Source organism: Vandammella animalimorsus, from assembly GCF_002285265.1.
GTDB lineage: Bacteria > Pseudomonadota > Gammaproteobacteria > Burkholderiales > Burkholderiaceae_C > Lampropedia.
The window spans coordinates 276,908-298,370 of record NZ_NSJB01000001.1; the positions used below are offsets into that span (position 1 = coordinate 276,908).

Sequence of the window (21,463 nt, forward strand, 5' to 3'; positions counted from 1 at the left end):
AGATGAAGTGGCCGCGCCTGTCATCAAAACCCCCGCCGCGCGCATGACCAGGGCGAAAAAAAGCCACCGGCAAGGCGGTGGCTGGGGGCAATGGCGAGCTGGCGCTTGGGGCAGCTTCTTATTGCAGCGCGGCCTTGGCGGCGGCGTAGTCGGGTTCGTTGGCGATCTCGCCCACCAGCTGGCTGTGCAGCACGCGGTCGTTTTCATCGAGCACCACCACGGCGCGCGCGGTCAGCCCGGCCAGCGGGCCGCTGGCGATGGCCACGCCGTAGTCCTCATGGAAGGCGCGGCCGCGCAGGGTGGAGAGCATGACGACCTTGTCCAGGCCTTCTGCGCCGCAGAAACGCGCCTGGGCAAAGGGCAGGTCGGCCGAGATGCATAGCACGACGGTGTTGGGCAGGGCGCTGGCCTCTTCGTTGAAGCTGCGCACCGATTGCGCGCAGGTCGGGGTGTCGATGCTGGGGAAGATGTTGAGCACTTTGCGCTGGCCTTTGAAGTCGGCCAGGCTGCGCTCGGCCAGGTCCTTGCCCACCAGCGAGAAGGCCGGGGCCTGCTGGCCGGGGGCGGGCAGGCTGCCCTTGAGTTCGACGGGGTTGCCTTTGAGGGTGACTTGGGTCATGAGGAGCTCCAAAAAAAGAGGGCTGGGTGAAACCGCCCTGGCAGCGCCAGAGCGTGGGGGTGAGAGGCAAAGCCCGTGCATTGTCGCACCAGGCCGTGCGGGCGCTTGGCGCTGTCAGAGCCTGTTCAAAATCTCGGCGCGAGTGGGCAAGAAGCGGTTTGGGGTGGGCTGCAAGGCGCAAAACGCAGCCATAGCTGGGGCTATGGCGAGGTTTTGCAACGCAGCAGAGCGCCCAAATCCGCTCTCTTGACCGCCGTGCAAAGATTTTGAACAGGCTCTCAGAACCTCTTACCTGAGCAGGCGCTGGCGGCGCGCTTCGTACAGGCACACGGCGCTGGCCACCGAGACGTTCAGGCTTTCCACCGCGCCTTGCATGGGGATGTGCAGCAGCGCATCGCAGGTCTTGCGTGTGAGCTGGCGCATGCCCGGGCCTTCGGCGCCCAGCACCAGGGCCGTGGGGCCGGTGAGCTCTTGCTGGTAGAGCGATTGCGGCGCGTCGTCGCTGGTGCCCAGCACCCAGATGCCGCGCTCCTTGAGCTCGCCCAGGGTGCGCGCCAGGTTGGTGACCATGAAGTAGGGCACGGTCTCGGCCGCGCCGCTGGCGACCTTGGCGACGGTGGCGTTGATGCCGGCGGCGTGGTCCTTGGGGGCGATGACGGCATGGGCGCCGGCGCCGTCGGCCACGCGCAGGCAGGCGCCCAGGTTGTGCGGGTCGGTCACGCCGTCGAGCACCAGCAGCAGCGGCGGCTCGGCCAGCGCGTCGAGCAGCTCATCGAGGCCGCGCGCGGGCGCCAGGGCCTGCACGCGCGCGGCCACGCCCTGGTGGCCGTGGCTGCCGGCCAGGCGGGCGATGCGCAGCGCATCGGCTTCGATCAGGCGCACACCCGCTTCTTTGGCGCGGGCGATGAACTGGCGCATGCGCGCATCGCGGCGGCTGGGGTCGATCAGCACCTCGATGATGGAATCGGGCGCGGTCTTCAGGCGCACGGTGACGGCGTGAAAGCCGAACAGGACTTTTTTGGGCTCGGACATGGCAGGTTCAGTGGGGGGCGCTGGCGGCAGGGCCAAAGCGGGCGATTATCCCGCGCCTGTGCCCAGGTCTGGCGCGGCGCCGTGCCCGCTCTTGCCGGCCGGCTGGGCCTGATCGAGCAATTGCTGCACGCGCGCCTGCAGCAGCTGTGGCGTGGCGCTGGCGCTGTCCATGGCCGGGCCCACGTGCAGGCCCACGCGGTTGAGCCAGCCGCGGCGCAGCGGCCGCACCATGGCCACGTTCTGGCCGCCGCGCACTTCGATGCGCGAGAAGAACGAGCCCCACAGATTGGACAGCGCCATGGGGATGATGGGCACGTCCAGGCCCTGGGCGCGGGCATCGTCCGTGATTTTGTGGATGCCGCGCTTGAAGCGCTGCAGCTGCCCGTCGCGGGTGATGGCCCCTTCGGGGAAGATGCCCAGCAGATCGCCCTCGCGCAGCACCTGGGCGGCGCGCTCGAAGGCGGCCTCGAAGGCCTGTGGGTTGTCGCGCTGCGAGGCAATGGGGATGGCCTTGGCAAAGCGGAAGATCAGCCCCAGCAGGCGGTTGCGGAAGATGCGCTCGTCCATGATGAAGTAGATCGGGCGCGGGCTGGCGGCCAGCAGCAAGATGGCATCGACGAAGCTGACGTGGTTGCAGGCCAGCACGGCCGGGCCTTCGCTGGGGATGTGCTCGCGCCCCTGGATGTGAAAGCGGTAGATCAGGTGCGTGAGCACCCAGGCCATGAAGCGCAGCAGGTACTCGGGCACCAGCAGGAAGATGTAGGCCGCAACGACGGCATTGCCGATGGCCAGCGCCAGGAAGATCTGCGGCATCGTCAGCCCCAGTTGCAGCAGCGCGGCGGTGAGCACGGCGCTGGCGATCATGAACAGCGCGTTGAGGATGTTGTTGGCGGCGATGATGCGCGCGCGGTGCGTGGGCTGCGAGCGCATTTGCACCAGCGCGTACATGGGCACGCTGTACAGCCCGGTGAACAGGCACAGCAGCAGCAGGTCGATGAGCACGCGCCAGTTGGCCGCCGCGCCCAGGAATTGCGGCACATCCAGCAGCTGGGCGGGCGCGGGCAGGCTGCGGGTGGCGAAGTACAGATCGAGCAGGAACAAGCTCATGCCGATGGCGCCCACGGGCACCAGGCCGATCTCGACCTGCTTGCGCGAGAGCGCCTCGCAAAGCAGCGAGCCGATGCCGATGCCCAGCGCAAACACCGTCAGCAGCAGCGAGGCGACCTGGGCGTTGCCGTGCAGCACCTCCTTGGCGATGACGGGAAACTGGCTCATCAGCACCGAGCCGACGAACCACATCCAGCTGATGCCCAGCACGGAGCGAAACACCACGGCCTGGGCGTGGGCCAGGCGCAGGTTCTGCCAGGTCTCGCGCACGGGGTTCCAGTCGATGCGCAGCGCCGGGTCGGTGGGCGCCGTCTGCGGGATGGCGCGGCTGCTGGCCCAGCCCAGCACGGCCAGCGCCAGGCTGGCCAGCGTCACGTACTTGCGCCCGGGCTCGCCCAGGTCGATGAGCATGCCGCCGGCCAGGCTGCCCAGCACGATGGAGACGAAGGTGCCCATCTCCACCATGCCGTTGCCGCCGGTGAGCTCGGCCGCGTTCAGGTGCTGGGGCAGGTAGGCGTACTTGACCGGGCCGAACAGCGTCGATTGCAGGCCCATGGCGAACACACAGGCCAGCAGCACGGCCACGGCATCGAACCAGAAGGCCAGCGCGGCCACCAGCATGATGGCGATCTCCAGCAGCTTCAGGCGGCGGATCAGCAGCGCGTGGGCGTACTTGTCGGCCAGCTGCCCGGCCGTGGCCGAGAACAGCAGATAGGGCAGGATGAACACCGCACCAATCACCAGCCCGGCCATCTGCGGCTCCAGCCAGGCCACCTGCAGCTGGTAGGTCAGCAGCACCGTGAGGGCGAACTTGAACAGGTTGTCGTTGGCCGCGCCGATGAATTGCGTCCAGAAAAACGGCGCAAAGCGCCGCTGGCCCAGCAGCTTGAACTGGTTGACCTCATCGGCCTTGACGGGGTGGGTAGGGCGGTGTTGGCTCATGCGGCGCTCGGCGTGGATGGGAAAGAGGGCGGGGGGCTGACAGGCATCAAGGGCTCAACGGCGCATGGGAGTGGCGTTATACAGCATGCGGGCAATGGGCCAGCCGGCTGCGGCGGCAAGCACATGCTTGAGGCTGTGGCCCGAGATCAGCCCGGCGCTGGCCTCGAACAGCGCGTGGTCGCCCAGCTCGCACGCCTTGCACAGCAAATACCAGCCGATGATGGCCAGCAACCCCAGCGCCGGCATGCCTGCGCTGCGCGGCAGCCCCAGGCGGGTGCCCAGGCCAATGGCCAGCAGCAGCACCATGCCGCCGCCTTGCAGCACGCTCCAGGGCGTGAAATTGCCCGTGGCATGCCACACGGCCAGGCTGGCGCAGCTGGCGGCAAAGGTCAGCGCCGTGGCCAGCAGCGCGCTGGTATCGCAGGCGATCTGGCGCACCGCCAGGCCAACGATGGCGGCAAACACGATGCCCATGGCCAGGCGATCCCACAGCACGCCGGCATCGTCGGGCTGCAAGTGGTAAATGCCCGAGCCCAGCGCGGTGGCGGCAAAGCCCAGCGCCGCCAGGCCGCACAGGTGCCACCACAGCGGCATGCTGCGCACATGGGCGCGCTGCATGGCGCGGCGGTACTGCCGCATGGCCCGGGCGATGACGATGGCGGCAGCCAGAAAGCACAGATTGGTCAGCACGTCCATGGCGTTGGGCAGGCCCAGCAGGCCGCGCTGGTCGGCAAAATCGTGGTAGTGCGCCAGTTGCTGCACCGGCGGCAACAGCGCCGCCAGCAGCGTCAGCAGCGCGGCAAAGGCCAGCAGGGCCCAGCGCGCCAGCTGCTGCGCCGAGCGCGCCTGCGCCGTGTACTGGCTGCCATCGACCATGGCAAACGAGGGGGAAAAGGATGCGGCAAGCACAAAGGATTTCTTGGCGGGCATGGTGTGGCTCCAAAACAATCGGCAGGTGATGGATGGGGGTGCACATGCACCCAGCGCCGCGAAGTATCGAAACCGGCGGGCCAAAAAGTGCCTTGATTTGCTTTGGATTGCGTATTCAATGCCTTAAAGTAGCTTTTATTGATACCTTTTGCCGCTGGCAGTCCCGATCGGTAGGCCGGCTGCGCAGCACACGAGAAGAGGAGCAAGCCCATGAGCACCACCCAGGACCTGGTGAGCGTCATCAAGCAGGAACTCAAGGCCAACCGCATGACCTACGCCGATCTGGCCCAGGCGCTGGAGATGGCCGAGTCCAGCGTCAAGCGCATGCTCTCGCGCGGCGAGATGCCGCTGTCGCGCATCGACGCCATCTGCCGCGCGCTGGGCACGGACTTTGCCGAGCTGGCGCGGCGCGTGGTCGATCAGCAGCCCGAGCTGGCGCAGCTGAGCGTGGAGCAAGAGCGCGCCGTGGTGGCCGACAAGAAGCTGCTGCTGGTGGCCGTCAACGCCATGAGCCTGTGGTCGGTCGAGCAAATGGTGGCCGCCTACCACCTCAGCGAGGCCGAGTGCGTCAAGTACCTGGCGCAGCTCGACCGCCTGGGCATCCTGGAGCTGCGGCCCATGAACCGCTACCGCCTCAAGCTGGCCAAGACCTTCAAATGGCGCCCCAATGGCCCGGTGATGCAGTTCTTTCGCGAGCACGTGGCGCTGGATTACCTGGGCGGGGCCTTTGCGCACGAGGACGAGGGCCTGTTTCTGGTGCACGGCAGCATCAGCCGCGCGGCCGCGCCCGGCCTGCTCGAGCGCATGCAGCGCCTGGGCCAGGATTTCTCCCAGCAGCACCTGAGCGACCAGAAAGTGCCGCCCGGCGAGCGCGAGGGCTACACCATGATCCTGGCGCTGCGCCGCTGGGAGTACTCGGCCTTCAAGGCCTTGCGCCGCTGAGCGGTTGCGGCCTGTGCGCCGAGCTGTGCGCCGAGTTTTGCGCGGGCCTTTGCGCTGAGCTTTGCGCCGATTACGGCGCTGACTTTGACGCTGACGCCGCGCGCCCCGGCAGCGGGATGGCCGTGCCGCGCTTGGCCTGCGCGGTGGCGAAATAGGCCTTGACGTTGCGCACATTGGCCTGCTGCGTGAACAGCGCGTGCGCCAGCGCCTGGTAGTGCTGCATGTCCAGGGTGTGCACCACCAGAATGAAATCGGGCCCGGCGCTCACGCGCCAGCACTGCTGCACCTCGGGGTGCTGCTGCAGCAGCTGCTCGAAGGCCGCCAGCGCCTGGGCGTCCTGCCGATCCAGGCTGAGCTCGACGATGCAGCACAGCCCCGGCGGCTGGCCGCTGGCGCGCGCCAGCGCCCACGGATCGACCAGCGCCACCTGGGCCGCCAGAATGCCCGCCTCGCGCAGGCGCTGCACGCGCCGCAGGCAGGTGGCAGGCGAGATGCCCACGCGCTCGGCCAGGGCCTGCTGGCTGAGCGAGGCATCGCGCTGCAGCAGTTCCAACAATTGCAGGTCGGTGTCGTCGATGCTTTTCTTCATTTTTGATTGCTGAATGAAATCAAATTTCGTGAAATCCAATCAGTGAAATTTTACTTGAAAAATAGACCAAAAACAAAAGCAAATTTCTTTCGTCCCTGGCTAGCATGCCGCCCATGTGTGGCCCAGGCCGCCCGCCGTTGCGGGGTGGGCCGGGGCGCGTTGCGCAGATTCTTGAGCAAGGTCTGCATCCAAATCACAGGGAGAGTTGCGTATGTGTGGAATCGTCGGCGGGGTCTCGCAGCAGGATGTGGTGCCCGTGTTGCTGCAGGGCCTGCAGCGTCTGGAATACCGGGGCTATGACTCCTGCGGCCTGGCCGTGCATCGCGCCAGCTTTGCGCCCGACTCGGCGCTGGGCATCGAGCGCAGCCGCAGCACGGCGCGGGTGGCGCAGTTGCAGGCCCAGGCGGCCGAGCAGGGCCTGCGGGCCGGCACCGGCATTGCCCACACGCGCTGGGCCACGCACGGCGCGCCGTCGATGGACAACGCCCACCCGCACTTCAGTTTCGGCCCGCAGATCGACCCGGCCGTCGTGCCGCAGGCGGCCGCGCGCGTGGCGCTGGTGCACAACGGCATCATCGAAAACTACGAGGCGCTGCGCCGCGCGCTGGAGGCCAAGGGCTACCGCTTCGGCAGCGACACCGACACCGAGGTCGTGGCGCACCTGATCGACAGCCTCTACGAGGGCGATTTGTTCGAGGCGCTGCGCCAGGCCGTGGCGCAGCTGCAGGGCGCCTATGCGCTGGCGGTGATGCACCGCGACGAACCGCAGCGCCTGGTGGGCGCGCGCGCGGGCTCGCCGCTGGTGCTGGGCATCGTGCCCGGCCAGCCGGCCGCGCACTTTCTGGCCAGCGATGCCATGGCGCTCTCGGGCGTGAGCGACCAGATCGTGTACCTGGAAGAAGGCGATCTGGTGGACCTGCAGGCCGGGCGCTACTGGATCACCGACGCCCAGGGCCGCCCGCTGGATGCGGCGCAGCGCCCGGTGCAGACCGTGCAGGCCTTCGCCGCCGCCGCCGAGCTGGGGCCCTACCAGCACTACATGCAAAAGGAAATCTTCGAGCAGCCGCGCGCGCTGGCCGACACCCTCACGGACGTGCTCTCCATCGGCCCGGAGCTGTTTGGCGATGGCGCCGCAAGCGTCTTCAAGGAGATCGACTCGCTGCTCATCCTGGCCTGCGGCACCAGCTACTACAGCGCGCTGGTGGCCAAATACTGGATCGAGGCCATGGCGCGCATCCCCGTGCAGGTGGAAATCGCCAGCGAATACCGCTACCGCAGCTCGGTGCCCAACCCGCGCGCGCTGGTGGTGGTCATCAGCCAGTCGGGCGAGACCGCCGACACCCTGGCCGCGCTGCGCCACGCCAAGTCGCTGGGCCAGCCGCACACGCTGACCATTTGCAACGTGGGCACCAGCACCATGGTGCGCGAATGCAGCCTGGCCTACATCACCCGCGCCGGGGTGGAGATCGGCGTGGCCTCCACCAAGGCCTTCACCACTCAGCTGGCCGGCCTGTACCTGCTGGCGCTGACGCTGGCGCAGGTCAAGGGCGTGATGGACGAGGCCGAGCTGGCCGCCGAGCTGCAGCAGCTGCGCCACATCCCGGCCGCCGTGCGGGCCGTGCTGGCGCTGGAGCCGCAGATCATCAGCTGGGCGCACGCCTTCACGCGCATGGACAACGCCCTGTTCCTCGGGCGCGGCAAGCACTACCCGATCGCGCTGGAAGGCGCGCTCAAGCTCAAGGAGATCAGCTACATCCACGCCGAGGGCTACCCGGCCGGCGAGCTCAAGCACGGCCCGCTGGCGCTGGTGACCAGCGCCATGCCCGTGGTGGTGGTGGCCCCCAATGATGAGCTGCTGGAAAAGCTCAAGAGCAACATGCAGGAAGTGCGCGCCCGCGGCGGCGTGCTGTACGTGCTGGCCGACGCCAGCACCCACATCGACAGCAGCGAAGGCATCCACGTCATCCGCATGCCCGGCCACTACGGCCGGCTCAGCCCCATCGTGCACGTCATCCCGCTGCAGCTGCTGGCCTACCACACCGCCCTGGGCCGCGGCACCGACGTGGACAAACCGCGCAACCTGGCCAAGAGCGTGACGGTGGAGTAAGCACATTGGCGATTGCACGCCAGTGCAAGGAACACAAGAGCCTGCAAAAACAAGGCGCTGCTGCCACCCGGGAGGATGGCAAGCAGCGCCTTGTGGCGGCTGGTTGGCTGGCGGCTTATCGCAGTTGCAGGCTGCTGTAGTGGTCCAGGCCCAGCGGGCCGACGCCCAGGCGGCTTTCGATGGTGTGCAGGTTGCGCAGGAACTCGGCCATGCTGTTGAAGATGGGCGTGGCCCATTGCTGGCTTGCGGCGATTTCGGGTGCGCGCTCGGGCAGTTGCTCCTGGGCTTTATTCAGATACTCCTCGTATCCCTGCTGCGAGATGCGCAGCAGGCCATCGCCCAGCAGGCTGCCGTAGTAGCGCAGTTGGAACAGCGTGCCCTGTGACTGGGCGGGCTGCTGCATCAGTTGCTTGAGCGCGGGCAGCGCGCTGGGGCCCACGGCCAGGCCGACGCCGCCCTGGCCCAGGCCCAGCCAGGCGGGCAGATGGGGCGCAGCGCTGAACGTGCCCGGCGGCAGTGGGCGCGGCTCGGCGCCCGCTTGCAGGGGCTGGCGGGCCAGCTCTTTGTCGATCAGGCTGGCGTAGGAGTGCAGGGCCTGCGGGTTGTCGCTGAGAAACAGCATGGCCACTTCGATCTCTGGCTGAGGCTGTGATGGGCCCTGGCGCAGCATGCTTTCAAAGTCCATGCCTGTGAGCATGGCGTAAAAGCCATGGATATTGGGGCCGATGGCGTACAGCGGGGCCAGGGCGCGGGGCAGATCGGGCTGGCGCGCCAGTTGCTGCAGCGGCTGCAGCGCCAGGCAGTCGCTGCGGTGGGCGGCCAGGGCGCTGGACTGCTGTTGCAGCCAGCTGGCGAGCTTGTCCAGCCGCAGGCTCAGGCCGATTTCGAGCAGCGGCTTGACGGCGCTTTGGCCGCTTGGGGCTTGTGGCAGTTGGCCGGGCAGGGCGGCCAGGCCCTGGCGCAGGGCCTGCTCCAGCACCACGGTGCTGCGTCGCTCCTTGCGCTTGGCGTCCCAGTGGGTGATGCCGCTGGCCAGCTCGGGCAGTTGGGCGGCCAGCGCGGCGGCGTCGGCGGCGCAGCTGGGCGGCAGCGTGGTGATGCGGCGCTGCTGCGCCAGTTGGGCATCGCTGCCCAGGCCGAACAGGGGCAGCAGGCGCTCGCTGGCCATCCAGGCGGTGACGCCGTAGGGCAGGAAGCCGTGGCGCTGGTTGACTTCGTGCAGGGTCTTGGCCTGGTAGAGGTTTTGCGCGGGCTTTTCCAGCCCGAGCAGCTGGGCCACAGGCAGGGCTGGCGTGTTGCCCGGCTCGATGGCCAGCACCAGGTGCTGGCCGATCAGCCCCAGCAGCAGCTGGGGCTGCAGTTCTTGCAGGGCTTGCTGCACAGCCTGGGCTTGCTCCTGCCCGGCGGGCAGCGGCAGGGGCGGCAGTGGCCGCTCGGACTGCGACTGGCCGGACAGCGGGATGGCCCAGTAGCTGGCGTGCTGACCGAGTTGATGTTCTTGCGGGGTGAGCTCCAGCGCGGCCAGCAGTTGTTCGATCTGCGCGCGGGCGCGCGGTACGTCATGCAAGCTGAGGCGCAGCACTGGGCGCAGCTGCACTTCGTACAGGGCGAACAAGGCATCGGGGGCCAGGCCAAAGCCTTTGAGGCCTTGCTCCTTGGCGGTGCGGTCCACCTCGCGCAGCCATTGCAGCATGCGCTGGGCGCGGGGCGATTCGGTGGTTTTCGGGTCTTCGGACAGCAGTTGCAGCAGGCTGTCCCACATGGGTTGCAGCGGGCGCAGCAGTTGCGCATCGAAGGCTTGCGCGGCCTCGGGCGGGGGTTCGAGGTTGGCCACGGCGTACAGGCTGTGCTGCGGCGCGTATTGCAGCGGGTGCTCGGTGCGCACGCTGCTGCAGGCGCTCAACAGCGCCAGCGCACTGGCGGCCAGGGCGCTGGCCAGCAGGCGCGGGCGGCGCAGGCTGGGGCGGGGGAGAAGGCGGTGGGCTACTGGCATGGGAAGTCCTCCGGGTGGTGGAATAGTTTTTGGGCGTTTCAGAAGTCCAACAGGCTCAGGCTGATCGAGAGCGTGGTGCGCTTGAGGTTGTAGTCGATCAGGCTGTCGCCATAGCCGTGAAACAGGCTGGTGCGCAGGCGCAGGTTGCTTTTGCCGCCCATGAAGCCTTGGCCCAGCGTGCGGTACCACTCCAGCCGCGCCGAGCCGCCGTTTTGTCCGCGCAGCGGGTGGCGCAGCGTCAGCGCCAGGGTGTTGCGCTGGCTGAGCTCCCAGGTTGAGAGCAACTCGGCGCGACCGATGCGGGCGCTGATGCCGGGGTTGTCGTCCTGGCCGGGCTTTTCCTTCAGGCGCTGCCAGAGCCGGGCCTGCAGCGTCCAGTGGGGGCCCAGCTCCATGCCGAGCATGGCGTAGTAGCGGTTCCAGCTGCGCGAGAGCGGGTCGCTCTGGCCGTTGGACTGGTGGTTCAGGCCCAGGCCGGCGTGGCTGAGCTGCGCGCCGCCGGGCAGTTGCCACAGCAGCGGGTAGATGTAGATCAGCTCGGGCTCGTGGTCGGTGTTGCGAAACGGGCGCGAGATCTGGCCGTTGAAGGCCTGCCACTGGGCATTGAGCGTGTAGCCGAACCACAGCGAATCGCGCTTGGTGGGGTGGCCGCGCGTGAGCAGGTGGCTGGCGAGCTTGGTGCGCACCGACAGTTGCAGCTGCGCCTCGTGGTGCTGGTAGGGCTGGCGCGCTGGCGGCGTGTCGGCATGGGCGGGCGAGTGCGGCTGGCGGTTGACGGCGTCGCCGATGGCGATGCCAATGGTCAGCGGCCGATAGCCACGGAAGCGGAAGTTGCCGCAATCGGTGTCGGCGTCCAGCTCCCACATGCGCGCCGTGCGCCCAAAGGCGGGATTGCGGCAGCCGTCGTTGGCGCTGACGACGACGGTGGCTGGCGGCTGCAGCGCCAGCGCATCGGCGCCAGCTGGCGCGCGCAGGCCGTTGCCGCTGGCCTGGGGCTGGGCATCGGCATGGCCGCCGCCGTGGGCCGCTGTCGTCGTTACTGCCGTGGCCGTTGCCGTGGCGGCGCTGGGGGCGGATGTTTCGGGCGCGGCAGGCGCTGTTGCCAGGCCAGGCTGGCGCTGCTGCGCGGCCCATTGGTCGTAGCAGGCCAGGCGCGCGGCATCGCTGTGGCGCAGCTGGTCGCACTGCTGCCAGTGGTGCACGGTGAGGGTGGCCGCGGGCGGCGCGGCCTGCGCCGGCTGTGCCGTGGCCGGGGCGCTGAGCGACAGGCCCAGGCCGGCGGCCAGGGCCCAGGGCAGGGGGCGGGGTGGGCGATGCGGAAGCATGGGGTTGGCAGATGAAAACGCACTTGCCCAGGCAGGGCCTGGGCAAGTGCGGGGCGGATGCAGGGCGGTGGAGGGCTTACCTTTTCACGTCCTGGCCGCCGAGCAGGTCGAGCTGGTAGGTGAACTCCATGCCGCGCTCGGTCATCAGCCATTGCGATTCGAGGTAGTCCACTTCCGCATAGATGCTGCGCAGCGCGCTCATCAGCGGCCAGGTGATGTGGTAGTAGGCCGCCTCCCAGTCCCAGGCGGCCAAGTCCTGCAAGTCCTCCTCGGAGAAGGCTTGCAGCAGCTGGCTGTAGAACGCGCCCGATGCGCCGATGGCCATGAAGGGTGGCACGGCGGGCGTCGGGGCCTGCATCAGGGTTTCGAGCGTGGCCTTGTTCTCATCGCCCAGGGCCAGACCGATGGCGCGCTGGCCCACCATGGCCCACAGGGAATTGCCCAGGCCCAGGTCTTCGATGAGCTCGTCGGGCAACTGCTTGGCCGGGCCGCCGGGCTGCAGGCCGACCTGGCCCAGCTCGGGCATGAAGCCTTGCAGCATGCCCAGCATGGCGCTGGGGTTGGCGCTGGCCAGCAGCAAGGTGCCGCCCAGCTTGGCCAGGTCCGTCTCCTGCGACACGTCGGCATTTTGCAGCAGCAGGCTCAGGTCGCTGAAATCGACCCGGAAGCCATGCCCCCAGCTGGAGCCCGCGTGCAGCATGGCGATGATGGCGCCGGCGTTTGCCGCCAGCTCATTCAATGGCGCCAGGTATTGGCATCGGTAGGGCGAGGCCTGGATGGACTGGGCCTGTTTTTGCAGCAGATTGGCCACGGCGCTGGGGTTGGCGCTGATGCCGAGCGTGTAATTGCCGCGCACCGTGCCCAGGCCGGGCACTGGGGCGGGCAGGGCGCTGAAGTCCTTGGCCAGCTCTGCGTCCATCTCCAGCAGCATGTGGTAGTGCGCTTGCTTGTCGCTGAGCCTCTTGGCGCCGCCGACCAAGCGCGGGGTCTTGCTGACGGCGGCCTGCAGCTCGCTTTGGCAGCTGGCATCCAGGCGCACGCCGAAGTAGTTCAGCAGGCTGTCGCTCAGCCAGGTGGGCTGCGCTGCGGCGCTGGTCGTGCCGTTGCCTGTGCCGGCGGCGTTGGCCCCGCTCAGCAGCGCCACCAGGCGCTGCGCATCGACAAAGCCGGTGACGCCGCCGGGCAGGTATTCGTACTGCTTGTTGATGGCCTGCATGGTGCCCGCGCCGATGAGCGATTGCGCCGGCTTTTGCACGCCCAGCAGCTGCGCCAGCGGCGCCTCGGGGCGCTGCAGGTCGATGGTCAGCACCAGGTGCTTGCCCTGCACCGCAGCCACCAGGCGGGGCTTGAGGTAGGCGTCGGCCTCGGTCTCGGGCTGCAGATACCAGTAGGGCTGGCCATCGACCTCGGCGCTGGAGAGCTTTTCGCCCGCGCGGGCCTCGGCCTCGGCGATGAAGGCCTTGAACTTGTCGGCGTCGGCCAGCTCGATGCGCAGCACGGGCAGGGCCTGCACTTCGTACAGCGCCAGCAGTGCATTGACGTCGATGCCCAGGCTGTCAAAGCCGCCGGGGGCGTGGAGCTTTTCCTGCATCAGGCCCAGCAGCGCCTTGGCGGTCTTCAGTTTGGCCGGGTCGGCGTCCGATTCGGCCAGCACCTGCAGGGCGCGCTCCAGGCTGGGGGCGATGTGCGCGCGCAGCACTTCGAACCAGTGCTGGTTGAGCTGCTCGTAGCCCTTGGGCGCGCGCTCGAGCGAGCCAAAGGCAAAGGCGGTGTCGGCCGGCGCGTAGGCCAGCGGGATGTTCTTGCTGCCGGGGCCGCCGATGCTGGCGCAAGCGGCCAGCGCCAGGGCCAGGGCGGCGCTGAGGGCGAGTCGTTTCATGGGGGAGGTCTCCAAAAAAGGGGGAATGGCCCTGCGGCTGGGGGCAGCCGCAGGGCCGTGGCCGCGTGCTTATTTGAAGGTGATGATCTGATCCAGCTCCAGGCCGCGCTCGGAGAAGTGGTAGCGCACCGAGGCGTAGTCGATGGCTTGATAGATCTGCGCGACGCTTTGCATCAGCGGCACCATGATGTCGTTGGCCTGCTGTGCCCCGGCGGAGTTGGCCTCCAGGCTGTTGAGCATTTGCTCGTTGAACTTGCCCAGGCTCTTGGCATAGGTTTCGCCATCGACGCGGTAGTACAGCAGCGGCTCGGGCGAGAGCGCGCTGGCCTTGAGGGCGCCTTCCAGATCGCCCTTGGCATCGGCGCCGATGCCCAGGCCCAGGCTCTTGTCGGTCATGGCGACCCAGATCGGATCCTGGCCGCCATTGACCATGGCCGTCATCGGCGATTGCAGCTGCTTGGCCGCGCCGTTGGGCTCCAGGCCCAGCTGGGCCAGCTCAGGCATCATGCCCTGGGCCATGCCCAGCAGCGACATGGGGTTGGGCGAGGCCACGACCAGCATGCCACGCACGAGCTGCTGTTCGATGTTGATGTCGTTGAGCACCAGGCGCGCGCCTGTGAGCCAGCCCGAGGCCGCATACAGGCCGGCCAAGCTCTGGTTGAGGCTGGCCATGCCTTCGTTGAGCGGCTGCAGGTGCTCGCACTGGTAGGGGGCGGTCTGCACGGCATTGGCCTGGGCCTGCAGGAAGCCGGCGAGCTGATCGATCTTCAGCCCGAAGCCGAACTCCAGGCCCTTCTTGGCGCTGCCCAGGCCCGGCACGGGGGCGCTGAGCTTTTGCAGCTCGCCAGCCAGGGGCTTGTCCAGCTCCAGCGTGCCGGCCACGCCCACTTTCTTGCCATCGACCTCGGTGGCGCCAACTACCAGACGCGGCGCCTTGGCCGCCAGGGCGGCAAATTCGCTGCGGCAGGCCTCGCTCCAGTTCGCCGGCGGCGGGTAAATGGACTGGCCCTCGGTGAACAGCGCCAGCACGCGGCGCGTGTCCACCAGCATGTTGCCGCCATAGGGCTTGTAGCCATAGGCTTTCTGCAGCTCGGTCAAGGTGCCGGCCTGCAATATGGACTGGGCCGGGCGCTCCAGGCCCAGCAGTTGGGCCAGCGGCGCGGCGCTGTGCTGCGGATCGAGCGCCAGCACCAAGTGCTGGCCGACGATGGCCGTCACCAGGCGCGCGCGCTCCAGCGGCTGGGCGCTGGCCGCATCGGCGCCAGCGGCTTGGGCGGGCTGGGCCGCTTGCTCGCCCAGCGGCATGAACCAGTAGGCCTGGCCGTTGAGCTCGCCAGTCTCCAGCTTCTGGCCGGCGCGGGTTTCCACCTCGGCGATGAAGGCCCTGAACTTGTCCGCATCCTGCAGCTCCATGCGCAGCACCGGCGCGCCGCCGATTTCGTAGACGGCCCCCAGGCTCTTGAGGCTCATGCCCAGGCTGGCCAGGGTGTCGGGCTGCTGCAGGCGCTCCTTGAGCAAGTCCATCACGGCATTGGCGCGCGCGGTCTGCTCGTTTTGCTCCTCCTGGGCCAGCGCCTGGCGGGCGCGCTCCAGGCTTTGCAGCATGCCGACCTTGAATTGCTGCGCCATGCCATTGATGGTGTCGATGTAAGCCTGCGGCGCGGGCTCCATGGCCCCGGCCACGAAGGCGGTGGCGCTGGGGGCGAAGGCCAGCGGGATGTCGGCCTTGGCAGGAGCGGCGGGCTGGGCCTGCTGCTTGCCGACCTCTGGGCTGTCCTCATTCTTGGAGCAGGCGCTCAGGGCAACGGCCAGGGCGATGGCCAGGGTGGTTTTTTTCATGGTTCCTCCAGTGGAAAGTGGCATGTATGTGTTGGCTGATCGGGCAGCGGCCGTGATCCAGGTGTGCGTCTACAGGGTAATTGCTTACATGTGATGGTAGGCGCTGCTGCGTGACGTGTGAGGTCTCGGGCCGTTGGAGATGGGGCGCAGCGCCTGGGGCATGGGTGGGCCAGGAACGCAAGTGGCGCGGCGTCCGAAGCCCTTGGCAATGGCCTTTGGCTTGGCTTGGTGGTGGTTGCAGGTTGTTGTCGGGGCGCAATGATAGCGGAGCGCCATTGCGCCGCTGGGGCTGAGGATGAGCGCATGGCGAAAAGGAGTGCAAGCTGAGGCAATCATGCGTAACAAGAGTTGTCAATGCTTGCGCAAAGCTTGCATGACTGGGGTTTGCCCGCAGTGGGCCCGGACTCGCCGGCAGGCTGGCGCGATGCTCTTACAATGCCACGGCCCCAACACGATCTCCTTGCATAGTGTGAACAGGCCCTAGGCATGACTTCCTCCGCTCTCGTCCCCACGCAAACCAGCGATCCTGGCGATCGCATTGCCGAAGTCAATCGCAATACGGCGGAGACCCGCATCCACGTGCGCATCAACCTCGATGGCCGGGGCGTGTCCAATCTGCGCACTGGCATTGGCTTTTTCGATCACATGCTCGACCAGGTGGCCCGCCACGGCATGCTGGATCTGGACGTGCACTGCGAGGGCGATCTGCACATCGACGGCCACCACACGGTCGAGGACGTGGGCATTGCGCTGGGCCAGGCGCTGGCGCTGGCCGTGGGCGACAAAAAAGGCCTGCGCCGCTATGGCCATGCCTACGTGCCGCTGGACGAGGCGCTCAGCCGCGTGGTGATCGATCTCTCCGGCCGCCCGGGGCTGTTCTTCCACATCCCCTTCACCAGCGCGATGATCGGCCAGTTCGACACCCAGCTGGCCTGCGAATTCTTCCAGGGCTTTGCCAACCACGCCCAGGCCACGCTGCACGTGGACAACCTCAAGGGCATCAACGCCCACCACCAGGCCGAAACGGCCTTCAAGGCCTTTGGCCGGGCGCTGCGCCAGGCTGTTGAGCGCGATGCGCGCATGGCCGGCATCATGCCCTCGACCAAGGGGGTGCTGTGATGGCCGCCTGCGGCCTGGCCCAGCTGGCGTGAAGGCGCAGCCGATCAGTCTGTGGCCCCAGCCATGAACAAACGCTTGCTTCTTCTTGCCTGGCTGGCCGGCTGCGCCTGCCCCGGCCTGGCGGCATGGGATTTGCCCGCCGGCTGGAGCCGCCAGTCGCAGCAGCCGGGCATCGTCAGCTACAGCCCGGCCGGGCTGGGCGGGCGCATCTTCATGGTCGTGGCGCTCGATCCGCTGCCCATGCAGGGGCAGACGCCCCAGCAGTGGACGCAGAGCATGGCCGAGCAGCTCTCGCAAGGCTACGGCAAGATCGCCGCGCGCGAGGCGCTGCAGCACAAGGCGCCGCTGTGGAGCGCCACGCACCGCATCGACGCCCAGGGCCGGACGCTGGTGGCCACGTACACGGCCCTGCCGCTGGACGACGGGCGCGCCAGGCTGGTCTTTTTGGTCAGCGAGCAGTCCGAGGCCTTGCTGGCCCAGCACGGCCAGCAAGGCGCGCAGGTGCTGGCTGCCGCATTGGCCGAGAGCCAGCCCAGCCAGGGCGAGGCAGCCAGCCCGCTCGCGCCGCCCGCATCCCCGGCCGAACCCGTCAGCTCGGGCAAGCCCGAGCGCACGCCAGAGCACACACGGGATCGCAGCTATGCCGGCCTGGCCGCCGACGGCGCCACCATTGGCGGCGCGTTCACCTTTGGCCAATACCTCTGCCAGGTCGAAAACGGCCGCCACCCCTACGAAGTGACGTTGGAGCTGTACCCGAACAAAGAGCTGCGCAGCAGCATGAGCCGCCTGAAGACGGGCCGCTTCAGCTACCACCCGGACAAGGGCACGGTGAACATCGACGAGAAAATCCACCTGCTGAATTTCGAATACCGCGGCCAGGTGCAAATGGTGTCGGTGTACTTCAAGGACCGCCAGGGGCGGGCCTACATCCGGGGCGAGGATCTGGACGAGGGCCAGGGCACGACCTGCCGCCACGTCGGCCCCAGCGCCTCGCCTTCGCCCAGCGAGGAGGAGGCCGCCCAGGCTGAGGCGCGGCGCTTCAAATGGGTCACGCCGCCCGGGCAAGGCGTGCAGCTCGGCCAGATCGAGGCCATCCTGCACAGCGCCGAGTTCGTCAACGACAGCCTGGGCATGCGCCTGGAGGAGGAGCACCTGCTGCTGCTCAAGGACGGCTGGGCCTATACCGGACTGCGCGTGCCGCCGGCCGATCTGGACGTGCGCGCCTCGCGCGCCAACGAGCCGGGGAAGTGGCGGCGCTGGCGCAAGCAACGCGGGCAGTATCAGCTGGAGAAGGTGGACGCCTGGGAAGATGCGCCGGGCACCCCGGCGCGCCCGGCCCGCGCCGATCAACGGCTGCACGGGGCCTACACCGCTTCCAGCTATCACGGCAACATCTACACCAGCGGCTACGCCTTCAAGGACACGCTGTATTTCAAGCGCGACGGCACGCTGGGCAGCAGCTCCAGCATGCGCGGCGGTACCACGGCGATGAACAGCGGCACCTTCAGCGCCAACGTCGCCTCCGACCGCAGCGACGAGCGCCCGGTGCGCTACCGCCTGGACGGCTACACCCTGGAGCGCCGCTACCCCGACGGCCAGAGCACGCGCAGCCTGTTCTTCTTCTGGGGCGAGGGCGAGCAGCACATCACCATCAATGGCACGACCTACAGTCAGTAATCCCTCTCACAGCCCGCTTGCGTCGGCCATGGGCCGGCGTCTGCCAGGCATCACAACAGCGTTTCGAGCACCATGAAACCCAGCCACACCCTGGCCGTCGTCGATTACGGCAGCGGCAACCTGCGCTCGGTCTGGCAGGCGGCCTGCCATGCCGCGGCCGACACCGATTGGCGCGTCGTGCTCACGCGCGATCCGGCCGTGGTCGCGCAGGCCGCTCGCATCGTTCTGCCGGGGCAGGGCGCCATGGCCGACTGCATGCGCCAGCTGCACGAATCGGGCCTGCATGAGGCCGTGTTGCAGGCCGCGCGCAGCAAGCCGCTGTTTGGCGTCTGCGTGGGCATGCAAATGCTGCTGGAGCACAGCGAGGAGGGCGGCGGCACGCCGGCGCTGGGCCTGCTGCCCGGGTGCGTGCGGCGCTTTGCCCTGGATGGCCAGCGCCAGCCCGACGGCAGCCGCTTCAAGATCCCGCAAATGGGCTGGAACCGCGTGTACCGCCCACAAGAGCACGCCGAGCACCCGATGTGGGCCGGCATTGCCGATGGCAGCTGGTACTACTTCGTGCACAGCTACTACGCCCAGCTGCAGCAGCCCGAGCACTGCGCCGGCCAGGCCGACTACGGCGGCTGGTTCACCGCCGCCGTTGCGCACGAGAACCTGTTTGCCACCCAGTTCCACCCGGAGAAAAGCGCGGATCAGGGCATTGCCCTGTACCGCAACTTTCTGCACTGGCAGCCGTGAGCAGCCCTTTGCCTTTTCCCCTTTCTTTTCCCCCTTCCCTCAACCCCGTGCGCCAGGCGCACACATCGCTTTTTTTCTGATCTGCCATGCTGTTGATCCCAGCCATTGACCTCAAAGACGGGCATTGCGTGCGCCTTGTGCAGGGCGACATGGACCAATCGACCACCTTTGGCGAGCAGCCCCAGCTCGTGGCCCAGCGCTGGCTGGACGCGGGCGCGCGCCGCCTGCATCTGGTGGACCTCAACGGCGCCTTTGCCGGCAAGCCCAAGAACCTGGCGGCCATCAAGGCCATCCTCCAGGAAGTGGACGGCCAGGTGCCGGTGCAGCTGGGCGGCGGCATCCGCGATCTGGACACCATTGAGCAGTACATCGACGCGGGCATCCAATACGTCATCATCGGCACGGCGGCGGTGAAGAACCCCGGCTTTTTGCGCGATGCCTGCAGCGCCTTTGGCGGCCACATCATCGTCGGCCTGGACGCCAAGGACGGCAAAGTCGCCACCGATGGCTGGAGCAAGGTCACCGGCGTGGACGTGATTGAGCTGGCCCGCAAGTTCGAGGACTACGGCGTGGAGTCCATCATCTACACCGACATTGGCCGCGACGGCATGCTCACCGGCATCAACATCGACGCCACCGTGCGCCTGGCCCAGGCCGTGGACATCCCCATCATCGCCAGCGGCGGCCTCAAGGGCATGGACGACATCGAGCGGCTGCTGCAGGTGCAGGACGAAGGCATCGAAGGCGTGATCTGCGGCCGCGCCATCTACACCGGGGATCTGGACTTCGCCAGCGCCCAGGCGCGCGTGGACGAATTCGAGGACGGCGAGGGCGATCCGGCCGAGTAAGGCCGATTCAGGCCGAGCACATTGAACCGACAGGAACCCAGCCATGCTGGCCAAACGCATCATCCCCTGCCTGGACGTGACCGGCGGGCGCGTCGTCAAAGGCGTGAACTTCGTCGAGCTGCGCGACGCGGGCGATCCCGTGGAGATCGCCGCGCGCTACAACGAGCAAGGCGCCGACGAACTGACCTTTCTGGACATCACCGCCACCAGCGATGGGCGCGATTTGATCTTGCCCATCATCGAGGCCGTGGCCTCGCAGGTCTTCATCCCGCTGACCGTGGGCGGCGGCGTGCGCAGCGTGGCCGACGTGCGCCGCCTGCTGGGTGCCGGGGCCGACAAGGTCAGCTTCAACTCTGCGGCCATCGCCACGCCCGAAGTCATCGATCAGGCCTCGGACAAATACGGCGCGCAATGCATCGTCGTGGCCATCGACGCCAAGCGCCGCAGCGCCGAGGCTGAACAGGCCCTGGGCGCAGACGGCCAGCCGCTGGGGCCGGGCTGGAACGTCTACAGCCACGGCGGCCGCAAGGACACCGGCCTGGACGCGCTGGCCTGGGCGCGCGAGATGGCCCGGCGCGGCGCGGGCGAAATCCTGCTCACCAGCATGGACCGCGACGGCACGCAAAGCGGCTTCGACCTCGAACTCACCCGCGCCGTGGCCGACGCCGTGCCCGTGCCCGTCATCGCCAGCGGCGGCGTGGGCACGCTCGAACACCTGGCCGAGGGCATCACCGCCGGCGGCGCCGACGCCGTGCTGGCCGCCAGCATCTTCCACTTCGGCACCTACACCATCGAGCAGGCCAAGCGCCACATGGCCGCGCGCGGCATCCCTGTGCGGCTGTGAGGGCGGCGGCCGCCAATCCATGATCGAGAAAGTCAACGAATGAGCGCCAGCAACGCCCCGGATGAAGCCACAACCGCCCCTGCCAGCGACGACGCCTGGCTGGACGCCATCGCCTGGGACGCCAACGGCCTGGTGCCGGCCATCGCGCAGGAGAAAGACACGGGCGACATCCTCATGCTCGCCTGGATGAACCGCGAAGCCCTGCGCCAGACGGCGCAAAAAGGCCAGGCCGTTTACTACAGCCGCTCGCGCGGCAAGCTCTGGCACAAGGGCGAGGAATCGGGCCACTTCCAGACCGTGCACGCCATCCGCACCGACTGCGACAACGACGTCATCTTGCTGACCATCACCCAGCACGGCCACCAGCCCTCCATCGCCTGCCACACCGGGCGCCACAGCTGCTTTTACCAGCGGCTGGAAAACTCCGCCTCGCCCGCCCCGCAGTGGCAGGCCGCCGAGCCTGTGCTGAAAGACCCGCAGCGCATTTACAAGCCATAGGCCACACCATGACCGACACCCCATCCGCAGACGCTTTGTTTGCCCATCTGGCCGAAGTGTTCCAATCGCGCAAACCCCAGCGCGGCGGCGACCCCGAGCGCAGCTACGTCGCGCGCCTGCTGGCCGAAGGCAAGGCGCCCGACGCCTTTCTGAAAAAAATCGGTGAGGAGGCCGCCGAGGTCGTCATGGCCGCCAAGGATGTGGCCAGCGGCGCCAAGCCGCAGCAGGCGCTGGTCTACGAAGTGGCCGACCTGTGGTTCCACACCCTGGTGGCGCTGGCGCACTTCGATCTGGACGCCAGCGACGTATTGCGCGAGCTGGCGCGGCGCGAAGGCCTCAGCGGCCTGGCCGAGAAGGCCGCCCGCGCGCAGGGCTGAAACAGCGCTGAAACAGGGCCGAAGCAGTGCGCCTGCGCCCCATTGACTTTTTCCAAGG

The 21,463-nt window shown here is 68.0% G+C and carries 18 protein-coding genes; 9 read left to right on the top strand and 9 right to left on the bottom strand.

Going from position 1 to position 21,463, the window contains the following annotated elements:
- Nucleotides 1-118 precede the first annotated feature (118 nt).
- The 4 genes from tpx to CK625_RS01165 all read right to left on the bottom strand — a co-directional run bounded on the left by tpx (nucleotide 119) and on the right by CK625_RS01165 (nucleotide 4,630).
- Nucleotides 119-619 carry a thiol peroxidase gene (gene tpx / locus CK625_RS01150; protein ID WP_095538426.1) on the bottom strand — a complete coding sequence of 167 codons (501 nt, stop codon included), beginning with the start codon at nucleotides 617-619 and terminating at the stop codon, nucleotides 119-121.
- 288 nt (nucleotides 620-907) lie between these two features.
- Complete coding sequence (rlmB, locus tag CK625_RS01155) at nucleotides 908-1,651, bottom strand: 23S rRNA (guanosine(2251)-2'-O)-methyltransferase RlmB (RefSeq protein WP_095538427.1); 744 nt, start codon at nucleotides 1,649-1,651, stop codon at nucleotides 908-910.
- 45 nt (nucleotides 1,652-1,696) lie between these two features.
- Entirely contained in the window at nucleotides 1,697-3,700 is a 2,004-nt protein-coding gene (locus tag CK625_RS01160) for an MFS transporter (protein WP_095538428.1), read from the bottom strand.
- 54 nt (nucleotides 3,701-3,754) lie between these two features.
- Complete coding sequence (locus CK625_RS01165) at nucleotides 3,755-4,630, bottom strand: hypothetical protein (protein WP_095538429.1); 876 nt, start codon at nucleotides 4,628-4,630, stop codon at nucleotides 3,755-3,757.
- A 210-nt stretch (nucleotides 4,631-4,840) separates the two neighbouring features.
- On the opposite strand from CK625_RS01165, the gene CK625_RS01170 reads away from it, so the two are divergent.
- Nucleotides 4,841-5,572, top strand: coding sequence for a helix-turn-helix domain-containing protein (locus CK625_RS01170; protein WP_095538430.1), 732 nt, complete (start codon nucleotides 4,841-4,843; stop codon nucleotides 5,570-5,572).
- A 70-nt stretch (nucleotides 5,573-5,642) separates the two neighbouring features.
- Here CK625_RS01170 and CK625_RS01175 read toward each other — a convergent pair whose 3' ends face one another.
- Nucleotides 5,643-6,161: an Lrp/AsnC family transcriptional regulator gene (locus tag CK625_RS01175; protein WP_095539014.1), complete on the bottom strand. Its 519-nt coding sequence runs from the start codon at nucleotides 6,159-6,161 to the stop codon at nucleotides 5,643-5,645.
- Nucleotides 6,162-6,372: 211 nt separating this feature from the next.
- Here CK625_RS01175 and glmS point away from each other — a divergent pair, with 211 nt between their 5' ends.
- Complete coding sequence (gene glmS, locus CK625_RS01180; RefSeq protein ID WP_095538431.1) at nucleotides 6,373-8,268, top strand: glutamine--fructose-6-phosphate transaminase (isomerizing); 1,896 nt, start codon at nucleotides 6,373-6,375, stop codon at nucleotides 8,266-8,268.
- Between the two features lie 115 nt (nucleotides 8,269-8,383).
- Here the strand turns inward: glmS and CK625_RS01185 are convergent, their stop codons facing one another.
- The 4 genes from CK625_RS01185 to CK625_RS01200 form a co-directional block, all read right to left on the bottom strand.
- The gene (locus tag CK625_RS01185) at nucleotides 8,384-10,261 is read right to left on the bottom strand and encodes a hypothetical protein (protein ID WP_095538432.1); all 1,878 of its coding nucleotides are present in this window, start codon (nucleotides 10,259-10,261) and stop codon (nucleotides 8,384-8,386) included.
- Nucleotides 10,262-10,299: 38 nt separating this feature from the next.
- Nucleotides 10,300-11,586 (bottom strand): phospholipase A, encoded by a 1,287-nt coding sequence (locus CK625_RS01190; protein ID WP_095538433.1) that lies wholly within the window; start codon nucleotides 11,584-11,586, stop codon nucleotides 10,300-10,302.
- A gap of 76 nt (nucleotides 11,587-11,662) precedes the next feature.
- Nucleotides 11,663-13,465: a hypothetical protein gene (locus CK625_RS01195; RefSeq protein ID WP_095538434.1), complete on the bottom strand. Its 1,803-nt coding sequence runs from the start codon at nucleotides 13,463-13,465 to the stop codon at nucleotides 11,663-11,665.
- A gap of 69 nt (nucleotides 13,466-13,534) precedes the next feature.
- Complete coding sequence (locus CK625_RS01200) at nucleotides 13,535-15,304, bottom strand: hypothetical protein (protein WP_095538435.1); 1,770 nt, start codon at nucleotides 15,302-15,304, stop codon at nucleotides 13,535-13,537.
- Between the two features lie 486 nt (nucleotides 15,305-15,790).
- On the opposite strand from CK625_RS01200, the gene hisB reads away from it, so the two are divergent.
- The 7 genes from hisB (at nucleotide 15,791) to CK625_RS01235 (ending at nucleotide 21,405) form a co-directional block, all read left to right on the top strand.
- Nucleotides 15,791-16,423 (top strand): imidazoleglycerol-phosphate dehydratase HisB, encoded by a 633-nt coding sequence (hisB, locus tag CK625_RS01205; protein WP_095538436.1) that lies wholly within the window; start codon nucleotides 15,791-15,793, stop codon nucleotides 16,421-16,423.
- 63 nt (nucleotides 16,424-16,486) lie between these two features.
- Nucleotides 16,487-18,100: a hypothetical protein gene (locus CK625_RS01210; RefSeq protein ID WP_095538437.1), complete on the top strand. Its 1,614-nt coding sequence runs from the start codon at nucleotides 16,487-16,489 to the stop codon at nucleotides 18,098-18,100.
- Nucleotides 18,101-18,172: 72 nt separating this feature from the next.
- Nucleotides 18,173-18,838, top strand: coding sequence for an imidazole glycerol phosphate synthase subunit HisH (hisH, locus tag CK625_RS01215; protein WP_095538438.1), 666 nt, complete (start codon nucleotides 18,173-18,175; stop codon nucleotides 18,836-18,838).
- Nucleotides 18,839-18,924: 86 nt separating this feature from the next.
- Nucleotides 18,925-19,686, top strand: coding sequence for a 1-(5-phosphoribosyl)-5-[(5-phosphoribosylamino)methylideneamino]imidazole-4-carboxamide isomerase (hisA, locus tag CK625_RS01220; RefSeq protein WP_095538439.1), 762 nt, complete (start codon nucleotides 18,925-18,927; stop codon nucleotides 19,684-19,686).
- A gap of 43 nt (nucleotides 19,687-19,729) precedes the next feature.
- Nucleotides 19,730-20,530, top strand: a complete 801-nt coding sequence (gene hisF / locus CK625_RS01225; RefSeq protein ID WP_095538440.1) for an imidazole glycerol phosphate synthase subunit HisF — start codon at nucleotides 19,730-19,732, stop codon at nucleotides 20,528-20,530.
- Between the two features lie 39 nt (nucleotides 20,531-20,569).
- Complete coding sequence (hisI, locus tag CK625_RS01230; protein WP_095538441.1) at nucleotides 20,570-21,028, top strand: phosphoribosyl-AMP cyclohydrolase; 459 nt, start codon at nucleotides 20,570-20,572, stop codon at nucleotides 21,026-21,028.
- A gap of 8 nt (nucleotides 21,029-21,036) precedes the next feature.
- Nucleotides 21,037-21,405 (top strand): phosphoribosyl-ATP diphosphatase, encoded by a 369-nt coding sequence (locus tag CK625_RS01235; protein WP_095538442.1) that lies wholly within the window; start codon nucleotides 21,037-21,039, stop codon nucleotides 21,403-21,405.
- Nucleotides 21,406-21,463: the final 58 nt, after the last annotated feature.